Source organism: Prochlorococcus sp. MIT2308 (assembly GCF_059772345.1).
Window position 1 is genome coordinate 1,308,573 of the sequence record NZ_CM186283.1, and the last position, 17,818, is coordinate 1,326,390.

At 34.6% G+C, this 17,818-nt stretch carries 14 protein-coding genes; 10 read left to right on the top strand and 4 right to left on the bottom strand.

The genetic code is table 11. The features are described 5' to 3' along the window. Nucleotides 1-65: 65 nt before the first annotated feature. The 4 genes from AC6EIW_RS07575 to AC6EIW_RS07590 all read left to right on the top strand — a co-directional run bounded on the left by AC6EIW_RS07575 (nucleotide 66) and on the right by AC6EIW_RS07590 (nucleotide 5,334). Nucleotides 66-1,310, top strand: coding sequence for an MFS transporter (locus tag AC6EIW_RS07575; protein WP_498520064.1), 1,245 nt, complete (start codon nucleotides 66-68; stop codon nucleotides 1,308-1,310). 60 nt (nucleotides 1,311-1,370) lie between these two features. After that, nucleotides 1,371-3,500 (top strand): polyphosphate kinase 1, encoded by a 2,130-nt coding sequence (gene ppk1 / locus AC6EIW_RS07580; protein ID WP_498521627.1) that lies wholly within the window; start codon nucleotides 1,371-1,373, stop codon nucleotides 3,498-3,500. Nucleotides 3,501-3,654: 154 nt separating this feature from the next. After that, the gene (locus AC6EIW_RS07585) at nucleotides 3,655-4,677 is read left to right on the top strand and encodes an RpoD/SigA family RNA polymerase sigma factor (RefSeq protein ID WP_498520065.1); all 1,023 of its coding nucleotides are present in this window, start codon (nucleotides 3,655-3,657) and stop codon (nucleotides 4,675-4,677) included. Nucleotides 4,678-4,680: 3 nt separating this feature from the next. Continuing rightward, nucleotides 4,681-5,334 carry a diacylglycerol/polyprenol kinase family protein gene (locus tag AC6EIW_RS07590; RefSeq protein ID WP_498520066.1) on the top strand — a complete coding sequence of 218 codons (654 nt, stop codon included), beginning with the start codon at nucleotides 4,681-4,683 and terminating at the stop codon, nucleotides 5,332-5,334. A 13-nt stretch (nucleotides 5,335-5,347) separates the two neighbouring features. Here the strand turns inward: AC6EIW_RS07590 and AC6EIW_RS07595 are convergent, their stop codons facing one another. After that, the gene (locus AC6EIW_RS07595) at nucleotides 5,348-6,418 is read right to left on the bottom strand and encodes a 3-deoxy-7-phosphoheptulonate synthase (protein WP_498520067.1); all 1,071 of its coding nucleotides are present in this window, start codon (nucleotides 6,416-6,418) and stop codon (nucleotides 5,348-5,350) included. Between the two features lie 153 nt (nucleotides 6,419-6,571). Between AC6EIW_RS07595 and acnB the strand changes: the two genes are divergently transcribed. After that, nucleotides 6,572-9,172, top strand: coding sequence for a bifunctional aconitate hydratase 2/2-methylisocitrate dehydratase (gene acnB / locus AC6EIW_RS07600; RefSeq protein WP_498520068.1), 2,601 nt, complete (start codon nucleotides 6,572-6,574; stop codon nucleotides 9,170-9,172). A 10-nt stretch (nucleotides 9,173-9,182) separates the two neighbouring features. After that, nucleotides 9,183-10,541: a ClC family H(+)/Cl(-) exchange transporter gene (locus AC6EIW_RS07605; RefSeq protein ID WP_498520069.1), complete on the top strand. Its 1,359-nt coding sequence runs from the start codon at nucleotides 9,183-9,185 to the stop codon at nucleotides 10,539-10,541. 6 nt (nucleotides 10,542-10,547) lie between these two features. On the opposite strand, the gene AC6EIW_RS07610 is transcribed toward AC6EIW_RS07605, so the two are convergent. Both AC6EIW_RS07610 and purU read right to left on the bottom strand, forming a co-directional pair. Continuing rightward, the gene (locus tag AC6EIW_RS07610) at nucleotides 10,548-11,843 is read right to left on the bottom strand and encodes an O-antigen ligase family protein (RefSeq protein ID WP_498520070.1); all 1,296 of its coding nucleotides are present in this window, start codon (nucleotides 11,841-11,843) and stop codon (nucleotides 10,548-10,550) included. Nucleotides 11,844-11,849: 6 nt separating this feature from the next. Next, entirely contained in the window at nucleotides 11,850-12,704 is an 855-nt protein-coding gene (gene purU, locus AC6EIW_RS07615; protein WP_498520071.1) for a formyltetrahydrofolate deformylase, read from the bottom strand. A 74-nt stretch (nucleotides 12,705-12,778) separates the two neighbouring features. Between purU and AC6EIW_RS07620 the strand changes: the two genes are divergently transcribed. Next, complete coding sequence (locus AC6EIW_RS07620) at nucleotides 12,779-13,891, top strand: NAD(P)/FAD-dependent oxidoreductase (protein ID WP_498520072.1); 1,113 nt, start codon at nucleotides 12,779-12,781, stop codon at nucleotides 13,889-13,891. 8 nt (nucleotides 13,892-13,899) lie between these two features. Here AC6EIW_RS07620 and dnaK read toward each other — a convergent pair whose 3' ends face one another. Continuing rightward, entirely contained in the window at nucleotides 13,900-15,789 is a 1,890-nt protein-coding gene (dnaK, locus tag AC6EIW_RS07625) for a molecular chaperone DnaK (protein ID WP_498520073.1), read from the bottom strand. A 119-nt stretch (nucleotides 15,790-15,908) separates the two neighbouring features. Between dnaK and AC6EIW_RS07630 the strand changes: the two genes are divergently transcribed. The 3 genes from AC6EIW_RS07630 (at nucleotide 15,909) to rpsF (ending at nucleotide 17,786) form a co-directional block, all read left to right on the top strand. Continuing rightward, nucleotides 15,909-16,796 (top strand): shikimate dehydrogenase, encoded by an 888-nt coding sequence (locus tag AC6EIW_RS07630; protein WP_498520074.1) that lies wholly within the window; start codon nucleotides 15,909-15,911, stop codon nucleotides 16,794-16,796. A gap of 22 nt (nucleotides 16,797-16,818) precedes the next feature. After that, nucleotides 16,819-17,277, top strand: coding sequence for a Tic20 family protein (locus AC6EIW_RS07635; RefSeq protein ID WP_498520075.1), 459 nt, complete (start codon nucleotides 16,819-16,821; stop codon nucleotides 17,275-17,277). Between the two features lie 77 nt (nucleotides 17,278-17,354). Continuing rightward, nucleotides 17,355-17,786: a 30S ribosomal protein S6 gene (rpsF, locus tag AC6EIW_RS07640; protein WP_498520076.1), complete on the top strand. Its 432-nt coding sequence runs from the start codon at nucleotides 17,355-17,357 to the stop codon at nucleotides 17,784-17,786. Nucleotides 17,787-17,818: the final 32 nt, after the last annotated feature.

Sequence of the window (17,818 nt, forward strand, 5' to 3'; positions counted from 1 at the left end):
GTCTACCTAAAGATGTCAAATTCACTGACAATATGAGAGGGTGAATAAATTATGAGCTATTTGCTTTGAGAAGGCTAAAAATTCCAACACTTTTAGGAGCTTTTATAACACTTCTAGATGATCGATTAGGTGAAACTATTGTTTTACCTCTCTTACCTTTTTTATTAGAACAATTCACAACAAGCGCAACAACTCTTGGTTTCCTAACAGGAACTTATGCAATATCTCAGTTTGCTGCGGCCCCGTTAATTGGTGCCATGAGTGATCGTTTTGGACGTAAGCCTATCATGATCACATGTGTATCAGGTTCTGTAATTGGCATATGTTTATTTGCAATCACCGTGAGTCTAGATTGGGATAATTATTTACCTTTATGGGCCTCCACTTTACCTTTATCTTTACTATTTTTAGCAAGAATAATTGATGGCATAAGTGGAGGTACTGCATCTACTGCAACTACCATACTTGCAGATATATCAACTCCCGAAAATCGCGCAAAAACCTTTGGTTTGATTGGTGTAGCCTTTGGTTTGGGTTTTATTCTTGGCCCAGGATTAGGAACAGCCCTTGCTAAATTTAGTGTTACTTTACCGGTATGGGTCGCAAGCGGATTTGCAATATTTAATTTAATTTTTGTAATTTTATTTTTACCAGAAACACTGCCTAAAAATAAAAGAAATCTATTACCAAGAAAAAGAGATTTGAACCCAATTAGTCAGCTACTAATTGTATTTAAAAACCCCTTAGCTAGAAGACTTTGCTTATCATTTTTTGTCTTCTTTATGGCATTTAATGGTTTTACAGCTGTTTTAGTACTTTATTTAAAAGAAAAATTTGGATGGAGTCCTGAATTATGTAGTGCTGCTTTTATTGTAGTCGGAGTTATCGCGATGATTGTCCAAGGAGGACTCATCGGTCCTCTTGTAAAAAGATTTGGGGAATCGAGATTAACTTTTACTGGTATTGGATTTGTAATGGCAGGATGTATTCTTTTAACTCTCGCAAATACAGATACATCAATTCCTCTTGTATTCAGTGGCGTCGCAATACTTGCAATGGGAACTGGACTAGTAACGCCTAGTTTGAGAGCATTAATTTCGAGAAGACTAAGTTCTATAGGTCAAGGAGCAGTATTAGGCAATCTGCAAGGTTTACAAAGTCTAGGAACTTTTCTTGGAGCAATAGCAGCAGGGCGCTCATATGATCTTTTTGGACCGAGAAGCCCATTCTTTGGTACTATTTTGCTTCTATTAATTGTTATGTTTTTAATCTCAGGAAAAAGTCTTACTCAAAAAAAAGCAATTTCCTAGACTTATAGATGATCAAGATATTAAAATAATAATTAAAAATTGAATAAATTTGTTGTAGATATGACTACTCTAAAAATCAATAATGAAAATTATATAAATCGTGAACTAAGTTGGATTGATTTCAATAAACGTGTTTTAGAACTTGCCATAGAAGAAGAAACGCCATTACTAGAAAAAATTAAATTCAGTTCAATATTTAGTAATAATTTAGATGAATTTTTTATGGTTAGAGTCGCTTCATTAAAATCACAAGTTGAAGGAGGGATCTCAAAAAAAAGTCAAGATGGAAAATCACCTGAAGAACAACTTATTGAAATTCGAAATTATTTAGATCCAATTTTAAAGAAACAGCAATATAAAACTAAACAATATATAAAAAAAGACTTTAAAGAAAATAATTTATTCATACTCGAATATAAAGAATTAAATCAAAAACAAAAGATTTGGATAGACAACTATTTTACAACTGCCATTTTTCCAATACTTACCCCCTTAGCAGTTGACCCTGCTCATCCTTTCCCTTTTATAAGTAATCTAAGTTTAAACTTAGCTGCAATCATAGTAGATAGTGAATCAGATAAAGAACAATTTACACGTATAAAAATTCCAAAGGAGAGTATTTCTAGATTTATAAGTATTCCAATTGAACTCAATGAAAATGAATCAACAAAATATACAGGAATTGCCATTGAGCAAATTATTGCAAATAATCTATCTATGCTTTTCCCTGGAATGGATGTTAAAGAATATTCTTTCTTTCGCGTAACAAGAGATGCTGATTTAGAACTCCGAGATATTGAAGCTGATGATTTAATGAGTGCACTTCAAGAAGGTTTACGGAAGAGGCGCAAAGGAGGGGAAGTAGTAAGATTAGAAGTTTCTATAAATACACCAAAAATTATTCTTGATCTTTTACAAGAAGGAATGAACATTGACAAAGAAAATTTATATCAAATTGAGGGGCTACTAGCATTAGATGAATTAATAGAATTAACAAGATTTAATCTTCCTAAATTAAAATTTAAAGATCATCAAGGCGTTACTCATGATTTACTGAAAAATAGTCAATTGAGAGAACAAGAAGAATTAGATACTAGAAATAAAAGTAATTTTAAAAGTATATTCTCAATTGTTCGACGTAATGATTTACTAGTCCATCATCCTTATAATCTTTTTTCAACTTCAGTTGAAGAGTTTATTAATCAAGCCGCGGAAGATAAACAAGTCATGGGTATCAAAATGACCTTATATAGAATTTCCAAAGACTCATTAATTATAGATGCACTAATCAGAGCTGCTGAAAAGGGAAAGCAAGTAATGGCTCTAGTTGAATTAAAAGCAAGGTTTGATGAAGATAATAATATCCAATGGGCAAAACAATTAGAACAATCGGGTGTACATGTTGTCTATGGGGTAATTGGACTAAAAACTCACACAAAAATAGCTTTAATCATAAGAAAAGAAAAAAATAGATTAAGAACATACTTTCATATAGGAACTGGAAATTATAATTCAAAAACCTCTAGAACTTATACAGATTTTGGCTTACTATCTTGCCAACCAGAGCTTGGTCAAGATCTTATTGAATTATTTAATTACCTTACTGGATTTGCTAAACAACAATCTTATAGAAAATTATTAGTTGCACCAGTAACTCTTAGAAGTGGAATCGAAAAATTAATCGAAAGAGAGATCCATTATGCAAAAAATGGCTTACCAGCCAAGATAATAGCCAAAATGAATTCCTTGGTAGATCCAGAAATTATAAAATTACTTTATATAGCTTCACAGGAAGGAGTGAAAATTAAACTTATTATTAGAGGTATGTGTTGCCTATATCCTCAGAAAAAAGGCTTAAGCGAAAACATAACCGTCACAAGCATTATTGGTAGATTTTTAGAGCATTCAAGAATCTTCTGGTTTAATAATAATGGAAATGCAGAAGTATTTATTGGTAGTGCAGATTGGATGAGACGTAATTTAGATAGAAGAGTTGAAGCAGTTACGCCTATTGAAGACAATAAAATTAAAAGAGAAATTAAACATTTATTAGATTCTTATTTAGAAGTAAATAAAGACTCTTGGAATATGCAAAGTGATGGTAGCTACGCCAAAAATCAAATTTTGAATGATAAGAAAAAATATATTCAAGAAAAAATTATCAAGCTATACACAAAAGGAGAAAATTAAAAATTTCAAAGCTTTTCGAAAAACATTTAATCTATTTTTTCGATGCGCTTTATACCTAATTAGGCAAAAAGTCATAAATTTTTCGTTTCAATTAGTCAACTTCTCCTTATAAGTGCTACCTTCTTTATAAATCTAATTTCAAGAGGCCAGGGTGATGGGGATCCCGCTGGAATCTGCCAAAGAAGTTTCTGACGTTTCATCAGAGAATTCTAATTCGGCAAGCAAAAATCAAAAACTATCTACATCAACTGTTAGTAGTCAAAAATCACGAAGTTCTAGAAGGCAAAGTAATCGTCTAGCAACTGATGCAATAGGTTTCTATCTCACAAGTATTGGAAGAGTCCCACTTCTGACTCCTGCAGAAGAAATTGAACTTGCCCATCATGTACAACAAATGAAAGATTTGTTGAACCTTCCCCTTGAACAACGCACTACCCGTCAAAAGCACAAAATAAAAATGGGTAAGCGGGCAAGAGATCGCATGATGGCTGCAAATCTGAGACTCGTTGTAAGTGTTGCAAAAAAATATCAAAATCAAGGTTTAGAGTTACTTGATTTAGTTCAAGAAGGTGCAATTGGATTAGAGAGAGCTGTTGATAAATTTGATCCTGCAATGGGTTATAAATTCTCAACCTATGCATACTGGTGGATAAGACAAGGTATGACTCGTGCAATTGATAACAGTGCTCGAACTATTCGACTACCAATTCATATCAGCGAAAAACTCTCAAAAATGCGCCGTATATCGCGTGAATTATCTCATCGGTTTGGTAGGCAGCCAAATCGACTAGAGCTAGCAAACGCAATGGGAATCGAACCTCAAGACTTAGAAGATCTTGTGTCTCAAAGCGCGCCATGTGCGTCTCTTGATGCTCATGCTAGAGGCGAAGAGGATCGTAGCACTCTAGGAGAATTAATTCCCGACCCAAATTCTGATGAGCCCATGGAAGGGATGGATAGAAATATTCAAAAAGAACACCTTGGAGGATGGTTATCTCAATTAAATGAAAGAGAGCAAAAAATAATGAGACTTCGCTTTGGCCTTGATGGAGAAGAGCCACTGACCCTTGCTGAAATTGGAAGACAAATCAATGTGTCGAGAGAGCGTGTAAGACAACTTGAAGCAAAAGCTATTTTAAAATTGAGAGTAATGACTACTCGTCAAAACGCTGCCTAACCATTGCCTATTCAAATAGCTATTTTTGTTATTGCATTATGGATAATTATACTTTTATTGATTGCATATTTATGTAAAAGATTTTTTCCTAAAAAAGAAGAATTAAGTAGAAAAATTATTCATATTGGAACTGGGCCAGTCATTCTTTTAGCCTGGTTATTTGATATTCCAAAAAATATAGCTTTCCTAACTGCATTATTGATCACAATAGCCTTAGGTGTTAATTACCAATATCGTTTATTACCAGCTATTGAGGATATCGACAGAAAAAGTTTTGGAACAGTTGCATATGGTATCAGCATTACACTATTACTGTTACTGTTCTGGCCTCGCTATGCATCTTCCATTTCCATTGGGGTGCTATCAATGGCTTTTGGCGATGGATTAGCAGGTTTAATCGGTAGATCTATTAACTCTCCAAAATGGTCAATACTTGGTCAAACAAAATCGATTATTGGAACATTAACCATGGGAACAGTAGTAGCTATAACGACATCAATTATTTCTTCACTGAATAATTTAAGTATACAGCCTCTAGAAATAGTAGTCATTTCGCTGATAGCAACTTTTTTAGAACAAATAAGTCCTTGGGGTATTGATAATTTAACTGTTCCTATTGGAGTAACTTGTATAGGGATATGGTTCATAGGCATATAAAAAAACACCAAATTTATTTGACTGATTCAGCTAATTCCTCTAATAAAACCTCAGTTGTAGAAAAGTTTATGCATGCATCAGTAACACTTTGTCCATAAGTAAGTTTTGACAAATCTGGATTTAATTTCTGATTACCCTCAACGAGATGACTTTCAATCATTACACCCATTACATTCTTTGATCCAGCTTTTAACTGTGATGCAACTTCACGTAAAACTTCTGATTGTCTACGAAAATCTTTATTTGAGTTGCCATGACTACAATCAACCATCACTCTTCCAGGCATCTTAGATTGTGCCAATTCCTCTACAATTAAATTAATTGCCTCAAGATGATAATTAGTTCCATTTTTACCACCTCTTAGAACAAGATGACCATCTGGATTGCCTGTTGTGCTCACGATCGAAGCGTGACCATCATTATTAATTCCTAAAAAATGATGAGGTTTTGAAGCCGCTTGCATTGCATTAATCGCTATTGTTGCTGTCCCATCGGTGCCATTCTTATAACCAACTGGCATTGATAATCCAGATGCCATTTCACGATGAGTCTGACTCTCTGTCGTTCTTGCTCCGATGGCAGTCCAACTAATTAAATCAGCAATATATTGAGGAACAACTGGATCAAGTAATTCTGTTGCTGCGGGCATTCCTTTTTTGGCTAAATCAAGCAATAAACCTCTTGCTCTTCTCAAACCAGTATTAATATCATAAGAATCATCAAGATGAGGATCATTAATAAGTCCTTTCCAACCAACAGTTGTTCGAGGTTTCTCAAAATAAACACGCATGACAATTTCTAACTTCTGCTTATACTTATCCCTTAATGGAGCTAAACGATTTGCGTATTCAATAGCCGCATCAACGTCATGAACGGAACATGGTCCAACAATCACCAAAATTCTTTGATCAATACCATTAAGAATTGATTGAATATTTTTGCGAGTATTAGAAACTATTTCAGAGGCTGCCTTATCCAAAGGCAAATCTCTATGCAGTAATGCTGGTGACATTAATGGACGAGTCTCGACCACATTAAGGTCAGAGGTGCTATCCACCATTGAAAAATATGATGAGGTGGACATTTAAAGCGTGATCATAGATATAAGATTAGAGAAGTATCAGTCATAGGGGGGTAATAAGTTGCATTATTTGAATGATTGTTCAAGAAACATGCAGTTGTAAACAATGAAAACAAGAGGCTATCACTCAAATACATTCTTTATTGAGATTTAACAATGCTAAAAAGTTATTTATCACATGTTGCAGAAAGAGAAGCATTAGGGATCCCTCCGCTTCCTTTAGATGCAAAGCAGACTCAGGCTTTAACAGAGTTATTAGAAAAGCCAGACAAAGAAATCGATCACAACTTCTTACTTGATCTTCTTACCAATCGAATTCCCCCGGGAGTTGATCAAGCCTCTTATGTCAAAGCCACTTGGCTTAGTTCAATTGCTCAAGAAGAATCCAAAAGTTCATTAGTAAGTCCTTTAAAAGCAACTGAACTTTTGGGTACGATGATTGGTGGATATAATGTAGCTGCATTAATTGAAATACTCAAATCTAATAATAAAGAATTAGCAGCTTCAGCATGCTGTGGATTAAGTAATACTCTTTTAGTTTATGATGCTTTAAACGACATTTATGAATTAGCAAAAAAAAATATTTATGCAGAAAAAGTTATAAATAGTTGGTCCAATGGAGAATGGTTCACTAATAAACAACCTTTAGCTGAAGAAATAACTGTCACAGTATTTAAAGTTGAAGGAGAAACGAACACAGACGACCTCTCTCCCGCAACTCATGCCACGACCAGACCGGATATTCCTTTACATGCTCTGGCAATGCTAGAAACTCGTGATCCAAATGGTTTAAACACTATTAAAAAATTAAAAAAGAAAGGGCATGCTATTGCATATGTTGGCGATGTGGTTGGAACAGGAAGCTCGCGAAAATCAGCAATAAACTCAGTCCTTTGGCATACAGGACAAAACATACCCTTCGTACCAAATAAACGAGGGGGTGGAGTTGTAATAGGAGGCAAAATTGCTCCTATTTTTTTCAATACTGCTGAAGATTCAGGTGCACTTCCAATTGAATGTGATGTAAGCAAACTCAATACAGGAGATGTCATCACTATTTTTCCTTACAAAGGCGAAGTTAGAAAAAATCAGGATGAACCCAATGGAGGTGAACTTTTATCAAAATTTGATTTAAAACCACAAACCATTACTGATGAAGTGAGAGCAGGTGGGCGTATTCCTTTAATGATTGGAAGAGCTCTAACAGACAAAGTTAGAGCAAAATTAAAACTTTCTCCCTCCAGTCTTTTTATTCGTCCTGGCCAGCCAGCTGCATCAAAGCATGGATTTACACAAGCTCAAAAAATGGTTGGGAAAGCTTGCGGTTTAGCAGGAGTACTCCCTGGTACAAGTTGTGAACCAATAATGACAACAGTTGGGAGTCAAGACACTACTGGTCCAATGACTAGAGATGAAATGAAAGAATTAGCATGTTTAGGATTTTCTGCTGATTTAGTTATGCAGAGTTTCTGTCATACGGCTGCATATCCCAAACCCGTTGATATCAAAACTCAAAAAGAACTCCCTGATTTTTTTGCTGAGAGAGGAGGAATAGCATTAAAACCCGGTGATGGAATCATCCATAGTTGGCTAAATAGGATGCTTTTACCGGACACAGTGGGGACAGGTGGCGATAGTCATACTCGATTCCCATTGGGAATTTCATTTCCAGGAGGTTCTGGAGTCGTCGCATTTGCTGCAGCAATTGGTTCTATGCCCTTAGATATGCCGGAGTCAGTTCTTGTTCGTTTTAAAGGGTCTTTACAAACTGGCGTGACTCTAAGAGATGTAGTTAATGCCATTCCGTGGATGGCGATACAAGAAGGTCTTCTGACCGTGGAAAAAGCGAACAAAGTTAATGTGTTTAATGGAAAAATATTAGAAATTGAAGGTCTACCAAATCTAAAATTAGAACAAGCCTTTGAGTTAACGGATGCAAGTGCAGAAAGATCTTGTGCTGGATGTACTATTCAACTCTCTGAATCAACAATCAGTGAATATTTAAAAAGCAATATTGTTTTACTTAAAAATATGATTGCCAGAGGATATAAAGACGCAAGAACAATAAATAGAAGGATTAAAGACATGGAAGATTGGTTGAAAAAACCATATTTACTATCAGCCGACTCAAATGCTCAATACTCAGAAATCATCGATATAAACTTGAATGAACTCAAAGAACCTGTTTTAGCATGTCCTAATGATCCCGATAACGTCAAACTTTTAAGCGAAGTCGCAGGCACTCCCATTCAAGAAGTTTTTATTGGTTCGTGCATGACAAATATTGGGCATTATCGAGCTGCTGCAAAAATTCTTGAAGGTGAAGGAAAGATTTCAGCACGATTATGGGTATGTCCGCCAACAAGAATGGACGAAGAAATTCTAAAAAAAGAAGGATACTACGAGATATTTGAAAAAGCTGGAAGCAGAATGGAAATGCCTGGTTGTTCTCTATGTATGGGCAATCAAGCTCGTGTAGAAGATAATTCAACTGTTTTCTCAACAAGTACAAGAAATTTCAACAACAGATTAGGCAAAGGAGCTCAGGTGTTCCTAGGAAGTGCCGAGTTGGCTGCAGTTTGCGCATTATTAGGTCATATCCCTAGCACAGATGAATATCTTGAGATAGCTTCCAAAAAAGTTTCTCCTTTAACTGACGAAATATACAGATACTTAAACTTTAATGAAATACCAAACTTTATCGAAGACGGTCGTGTAATAACAAAAGAAGAAGAGGCCTCCATTTTACAAACATAAATTGAGTTAAATGATCAAAAGTAAAAGTCAAAATCCAATACAAAAAAAATCAACTCAAAGTATCAAAAGACTTCTTCAGAAGAAATGGCTAAATGTAATTCTTGCTCTAATTCTTACAGGGTTGGGAGCTGCGTTAACTGGAATATTATTTAAAACTGGAATCAATGCATTAGAAAATTATCGATCAAATCTTCTTGGATATTTACCTAGATGGATAGTCTTACCAATTTTAGGAGGATTAGGAGGATTAATCGCTGGATCAATCATTCAAAATTTTGCCCCTGCAGCTAAAGGAGCAGGAGTAAGTCACATCATTGCGTTTCTTCGCCATAAGCCAGTCCCTATGGGATTAAGAGTTGGTGTTGTAAAACTATTTACTGGAATAATTGCTATCGGCAGTGGATTCCCACTAGGACCAGAAGGCCCAGCAGTACAAATGGGAGGATCTGTCGCCTGGAAAATGGCCAAATGGCTAAAAGCCCCTATTTCATTTCGAAGAGTCATAGTTGCAGCGGGAGGAGGAGCTGGAATTGCTGCTATTTTTAGTGCACCTATTGGAGGCTTTATCTATGCAATTGAGGAACTTCTAAATTCAGCCAAACCAGTAGTTCTCTTACTAGTAATAGTAACAACATTCTGGGCTGATAGTTGCGCTGATATTTTGCAAGCGATTGGACTAGATCAAAAAGCTGGTGGATTCATTAATAATTTAGGTTTTCAATTAGAAAGAGCTTATACACCAGTAATCAAATTCTTTCCGATAGATTTTTTATACCTAATATTTTTAGGAGTCTTACTTGGATTCCTTGCAGAAATGTATTGCCAATACGTTTTAAAAATGCAACTATTAGGAAACAAATGGTTTAAAAATAAAACTGTTCAAAGAATGAGCTTATCTGGATTTTTACTTGGCTCAATATATTCAATACTTCCAGAAAGTTTTCATAATATCGAAGGATTACAAAAAATTATTGTCAATGAAAGTAATAGTTTTATGCTTGCAATAAGCATATTTTTAGTTTTATTTTTTGCGTCTGGTTTAGCAGCTGCCTCTGGAGCGCCAGGTGGTTTGTTTTATCCAATGCTCACCCTAGGAGGATCTATAGGATTGGCCAGCGGCATAGGAGTGGAAACATTAACGGGCCATGTGCCGACAACTTTTATTTTTGCAGGAATGGGCGGATTCGTATCTGGATGCTCAAGAACCCCATTAACGGCAATGTTTTTAGCTTTCGCATTAACTAAAAATCTTTTAATACTCAAGCCATTATTAATTACATGTATAGCTAGCTTTTTAACTGCCAGAATATTTAATGAACATTCAATTTATGAAAGACAGATTACAATTGAACAAGGAGAGTTGATATAGTACTTATCAAATTCTCTTTAAAAAAATATTAAAGTTTCTAGAATTATAGATCATACATCTAAGGCCTATCAATAATATCCAACCTAAGATATTTATTCGGCTATCAAATAATGGAATATCTGTCGCATGAAAACAAATAAGAATTAAAGTAGAAGTCCACCAAGCTCGATCAACTATTATATTCTCTTTTGAATTTAATCTATTAAATATTCTATAAAAACCGGAAATTATTAATAAGCTAAAAACAAATATATTAATCAAAAAAGAAACTAAAATACCATGACTAATTGCTAATTCTAAAGGCAAGTTATGGGAATGGCCATGAAATAAACCTGTTCTCAGGGGATAAATAATTGAAAAAGCTGCTGCTCCCCAACCTAACCATGGCTTTTCAAAAATTAAATTAACGGCAACTTTCCATTGGCCAATACGTGTTGCTTCAAAAGCTCTAGTGTCTACAAACTGCATATCATTTAATCTCATCCAAATAGAATCAGCAACAATACTTCTTGCAAATTGTTGAATTCCAAAATCAAAAATAGGTAAAACCGCAATTATCACTGGAATAACACAAATGAGCATTAATGGGATTAACCAACTCCATGATGCAGAACCAAAAACCAATGGTAGACCTAAAACGATTGCACCCCATGCGTTTCGAGAATCAGTTAAGATCATTGATGAAACAAAAGCAACTAAAAGTAGACAGGGAATAACTCGATTTTTTCCACAAATGAAAGGATGCAGAACGGAAGCCAAGCACAATGGCCATACACCCGCTAACCATGCAGCATTGATATTTGCATAGTCAAACAATCCAGACAATCTTCCTAATGGCTCTCCTCCAGGAGATATATACCAAATTATTAAACCATCAAAAATCTGCCAAGGACCCTCCCATCCAAACCATAGCTGACCAAAGCCAGTGATCAAAACAGGTAAACTTCCCCATACAAGACAAGAAGCGCATTTTATTCTTCTTTCAGGGGTCAACAAATATGGTTGCAAACCCCAAAAAAACCAAAAAAATGGCAACCAATTAAAAAGACCAAGCCAAGCTAGCCAACCGGTAGGAGAACGAAAACAACCAATTATCATCAAAAAAGTTACAAACACTAGCGGATAATTCCAATATTCCCTCCAATAGAAATCTCTTCTTTTTAGAGATTCATCAAAAAGAGCTACAAGCAAAAACACAAAAGAAAATAATGCACTAGAAGGCAAGCAAAAAACACCTAACTGAAAACAACTCCAGCCAATATTGTCTGAAAATTTATTTTTTTTAATTAAAGAAAACACCATTATTAATTATGTAAAAACAGCCGTTCTCCCTTTATAAACAATCACTTGTCGTCTTAAATGTAATCTTAAAGCTCTTGCTAATGCGACTCGCTCAAGATCTCGACCCTTTCTTATTAAATCTGTTACTTCATCGCGGTGACTCACATTAGATATAGTCTGTTCAATTATTGGACCAGCATCTAGATCCTCAGTAACGTAATGGGCTGTTGCGCCAATTAATTTTACTCCTCTTTCCCAAGCCTGATGATATGGTTGAGCACCTTTAAAAGCAGGAAGAAAAGAATGGTGAATATTGATGAAATGGGGAAACTTCTTTAAGAATGAACTACTTAAAATCTGCATATATTTAGCCAAAACTCCTAAATCAATTTTATATTCATTTAGCAAATCTAAAATCTTACTTTCTGAATCCGCTTTATTATTTTTATCTACTTTTATAAGCTTAAAAGGAATTGAAAAACTTGCGCAAAGTTCTTCCAAATCCGAATGATTTGAGATAACCAAAGGAATATTCATACATAATTCACCTGCCTTAACTCTCCATAAAAGATCAACCAAGCAGTGACTCTGCTTACTAACAAATATTGCAACATTCGGAAAATCTTCAGAGAAACTCAATACGGCTTTTCCATTCAACCTATTCTCAAGCAAAATTACTTCAGAATTTATTTCATCTTTATCAAGCATAAATCCATCTAAATCCCACTCTATACGACTGAGAAACAATTTTGCATCTGAATCTGTATGGTGATCAGCATGTCTAATATTCCCATTTTTACTTGCTATCCAAGTTGACAAATCACTTACAAGTCCAGGCTTATCAGGACAAATGAACTGCAAGATAACTGTTTTAATGCTCACTAAAGCGATATCCTTAAACTATTCTCTTTTTTAGACCACTCATTGAAAATTAACAAGCCAATTTCATAACATCTATGCAAACGAACAGCCAAAAAACAGACATAAAGCAAACCGAAATTTCAATTATTGGTTGTGGGATAGCAGGAATTACAACTGCGTTTTATCTAGGAAAAAAAGGTTATAAAGTAAATTTAATCGACCCAATTGTAAATTCAAAGATAAGTAATTTAAATCCTAAAAATGGAACACAAGCTAGTTTAGGTGTTCTAATGGGAAATATCTACAAAAAATCAAAAGGAAGAGCTTTCTCACTACGCAATAAGAGTATGAAGTTATGGAAAGAATGGCTTTCTGAAATAAACTATTCTGAATTTAATTTAAAATTAGAAAAACCATTAATTAAATTAGCAAGTTCTGAAAAAGAATATCAATCAATGATTCAAGTAATGAAGAATAAAAAAGAATTTGAATTTGAACTTTTAGATAAAAATTCTTTAGATTTTTGGAATTCTACATTTGAGACAAAGTTAATAGGAGGAGTAATATCTAATGAAGATGGTCGACTAAATCCAATAGAATTAATAAAAGTATTAATGCATAGTCTTGATCAAATCAAAATAAATAAAATAGAAAATACTGTTGTTAAAATAAGTAAAAATAATAAATTACATGAAAAAAAATGGAATATTAATTTAGGAAATAATAAATATATTAATCAAGATTTTGTAGTACTTTGCTCAGCATTAAATACTCAAAAACTAATAGGACCATTAGGTTATAAGATATCTTTAGAACCGATATTAGGACAAGTTGTTGAATTAGAATTAGAAGACAACGCTATTAATTGGAAAAATTGGCCTGGAATATTAAATTATCAATCTATAAACTTTATACACAATAAACCCAATCATCTACTTATGGGAGCAACTGTGGAGCGCGGCATCAGTCCAAGCCAACTTGAAAAACAAGTAATGTTAAAAATAAAAAATACTGCTCCCAAATGGATTCGAAATGCAAGAGTAAGCAATGAATGGAGTGGAATAAGAGCTAGACCAACAAACGAACCTAGTCCATTAATAAAAGAATTAGAAACTGGATTATTAATTAATACAGGACATTACAGAAACGGTATTTTGTTAGCTCCTGCATGCGCTGAATGGATTGGCCTTAAAATAGAGAACCAATAAATATAAATTTATTTTGTTTCAGTAAAGTCAGCGTCAATAACATCATCTCCATCAGGCTTATTATCAGTGCTTGAATCAGCCGCTTGTGAAGCAGAGTTTGCTTGTTGATAAACAGAAGCTCCTAATGAATACAATTCCTGTTGAAGCTCCTCTACTAAAGACTTCATGAGTTCATAATCATCTTTTTCAACAGCTTCTTTTAGCTTGATTCGTTTCTCTTCAACTTTAGTTTTCGCTTCTTCATCAACTTTGTCGCCAAGCTCACCGATTTGTTTTTCAGCTTGATAAACAAGTGTTTCAGCCTGATTTTTAATATCAATTTTTTCACGCTTATCTTTATCCGCAGAAGCATTAATTTCAGCATCTTTAACCATTTTATCAACTTCGCTATCCGACAAAGTTGAGGCACCAGTAATTGAGATGCTTTGTTCTTTACCGCTACCTTTATCTTTAGCGGTGACGCTTAGGATTCCATTAGCGTCAATATCAAAAGTCACTTCGATTTGAGGAACACCTCTGGGAGCAGGAGGAATTCCGTCTAAACGAAAAGTTCCAAGACTTTTGTTGTCGGAAGCCATCTCGCGTTCACCTTGTAAAACGTGAATTTCTACATTCGTTTGACCATCAACTGCAGTTGAATATGTTTCGGCTTTTTTAGTGGGAACAGTGGTGTTTCTTGAGATCATTTTTGTCATCACCCCACCTAAAGTTTCAACCCCAAGAGACAAAGGAGTTACATCAAGGAGCAAAATGTCTTTGACTTCACCAGCAAGAACTCCACCCTGAATAGCTGCTCCAACAGCTACGACTTCATCTGGATTAACTGTTTGGTTTGGGTCTTTCGTAGTGACTCTTTTTACCAACTCTTTCACTGCTGGCATTCGTGTAGAGCCTCCAACCATGACAATCTCATCTATTTCTCCAGTAGATAATTTTGCATCTTTTAGAGCTTGCTCGACTGGAACCCTGCAGCGATCGATAAGATTTGCTGCTAACTCTTCAAACTTTCCTCTGGTAAGTGTCAAATCTAGATGTTTAGGACCTTCAGGTGTGGCTGTTATAAAAGGAAGATTTATTTCGCTCTGAGTAGCATTTGATAATTCTATTTTCGCTTTTTCAGCTGCTTCAGTTAGACGTTGAAGGGCTTGTTTATCTTGTCGTAGATCTATACCTTCATTACTTTTGAATGTTGAGGCTAAATGGTCAACAATTGCACGATCGAAATCGTCTCCACCTAAATGAGTATCTCCAGAAGTAGAGAGAACCTCAAATACTCCGTCACCAACCTCTAAAACAGATACATCGAAAGTTCCACCACCCAAATCAAAAACTAATATTCTTTCGTTGCTTTTTTTATCTAAACCATAAGCCAAAGCAGCGGCGGTTGGCTCATTAATAATTCTAAGAACCTCTAAACCCGCAATTTTCCCCGCGTCTTTGGTTGCTTGTCTTTGTGAATCATTAAAGTACGCTGGAACAGTAATTACTGCTTGTGTTACTGTTTCACCCAAATATTTTCCTGCATCCTCAGAAAGTTTTCTCAAAACTTGAGCACTAACTTCTTCAGGAGAAAACTGTTTATCGAGTATCGGGCACTTTAATTTGACATTAGAACCTGCTTTTTCAACTCCATAACTGACTTCTTTGGATTCATCGTTTACTTCATCTACCCTTCGTCCAACAAATCTCTTTGAAGAATAAAAAGTATTTTCTGGATTCATTACCGCTTGGCGCTTCGCAATTTGTCCAACCAATTGATCTTGATTTTTTGTGTAAGCAACCACTGATGGAGTAGTTCTAAAACCCTCAGCGTTTGCGATTACAGTGGGCTTACCACCCTCCATGACAGCAACACAACTATTTGTAGTTCCAAGATCGATGCCGACTACCTTCCCCATTGGTGATTAACTCCTTTAATTTCTTTCTTTAAGTAACATCCTCGTCAGTTAGACCTGTTTGAGGCGAGGCGTGGTTCCCGAACAGTCTCTTATAAATTTCAAATCAACTTCTAAACGAAATGATTGCTATCACTGGAAAAACTAAACTAGTAGGACTTCTTGGACAGCCAGTAAATCACTCTCTTTCACCGATTATGCACAATGCGGCATATAAAGAAATGGGACTTGATTGGTGTTATTTAGCAATTCCTTGCGATAAAAAAAATATTGACGATTTAACTACAGCCCTAAGATTTGTAGATTGCAAAGGATTAAATGTAACTATTCCTCACAAGCAAGAAGTTCTTAAATCTTGCAATAAATTAACTAAAATTGCAAATGATATACAAGCAGTTAATACACTAATACCAGAAAAAAATAATCAATGGATAGGTGCAAACACTGACGTAGAAGGATTCTTGATACCATTAAAAAATCATAATTTAATGGATAAAAATGTTGTTGTCATGGGTTGTGGAGGCAGCGCAAGAGCTGTAGTTATGGGGTTAAATAGTTTAAATGTTAAAAACGTAAAAATAATTGGTAGAAATGAAATTTCATTAGATATTTTTGTAAAAAACATGCAAAACTTATTATCAAAAAACCATATATCAATTGAAGCTATTAATAATAAAGACATAAACATTAGATCACATATTAAAGAAGCCGATTTAATTGTTAATACAACTCCAATCGGAATGAATAGCCTAAACACTGAACAAAACAATATTCCTCTTGGCAATCAAATATGGGAAAGCCTCTCTAACAAGACTATTTTGTACGATTTGATTTATACTCCAAGACCAACCAATTGGTTAAAACTTGGGCAGAAAAAAAATTGTTTTACAATTGATGGTCTGGATATGCTTGTCGAGCAAGGTGCCTTATCAATAAAACTTTGGAGTGGTTTTAATAACGTGCCTACTCAAATAATGAAATCATCTGCAGAGAAACATTTAATCGTTTAATCTTAAAAAAATAAAATTTCTTATGCCTTCACCAGGAGCAAAAATATTAGGAGTTATTCTCTATATGATTCCTTGGGCTGATTCACTTACGTTTGGTAATCATTTATATATAAAGTATCCTTTTACTCAAATTACTCAAATACCTGCAATACCAATTATTTTAATAGAAAGATCAATACCTTTTGGAAATTTATTATTATTTTTAGCTATCTATATTGGACTAATAAGAAATAGTAAAATATCCTATTTTTTAAGTTTTAACGCACTGCAATCATTGTTAATTAATATTGGCATAATAATAGTCAGTTTTGTATTCGAAATTCTTTTTAGTCCTTTTCAAGACTCATTAATTATAAGAACCTTCTCTAGTACTTTATTCATTAGTCTTTTTTCAATGATTTGTTATTGTGTTTGGTCTTGCACACAAGGGAAGGAACCGGATCTGCCCATAATCAGCGAAGCAACAAAAATGCAATTGTGAAAAGTTACCACCTCGGTATAAAATCATAACTCCGTCGCTCTTAATGAGCCCAAAAGTCCTAGTCGGAAATTTTTTCCATGTCTGAAAAACCCTATTACGAAACTATGTACATTCTTCGTCCGGACATCCCGGAAGAAGAAGTAGACAGTCACATAAAAAAATATAGTGAAATTCTTGAGAAATCAGGAACTGAAGTATTAGATAGTCAAATGAGAGGGAAAAGAAGACTTGCTTATCCAATTGCTAAACATAAAGAGGGAGTATATGTGCAATTAAGTCATCAAGGCAATGGTCAGCAAGTTGCAACGTTAGAAAAAGCAATGAGGTTAAGTGAAGATGTTATTCGATACCTCACAGTTAAACAATTTGGTCCTTTGCCAACTCCAAAATCAACATCTAAAGAAGATGAACCTGAAAAATCTGAAACAGAAAAAGAAGAAGTAAAATCTACTGAAGTTAAAGCTGAATCACCTGTAGAAGAAGATAAGAAAGAAGAATCGAAAGAATAAAGATAAAGATAAGAGATAAATAAAATAAAAAA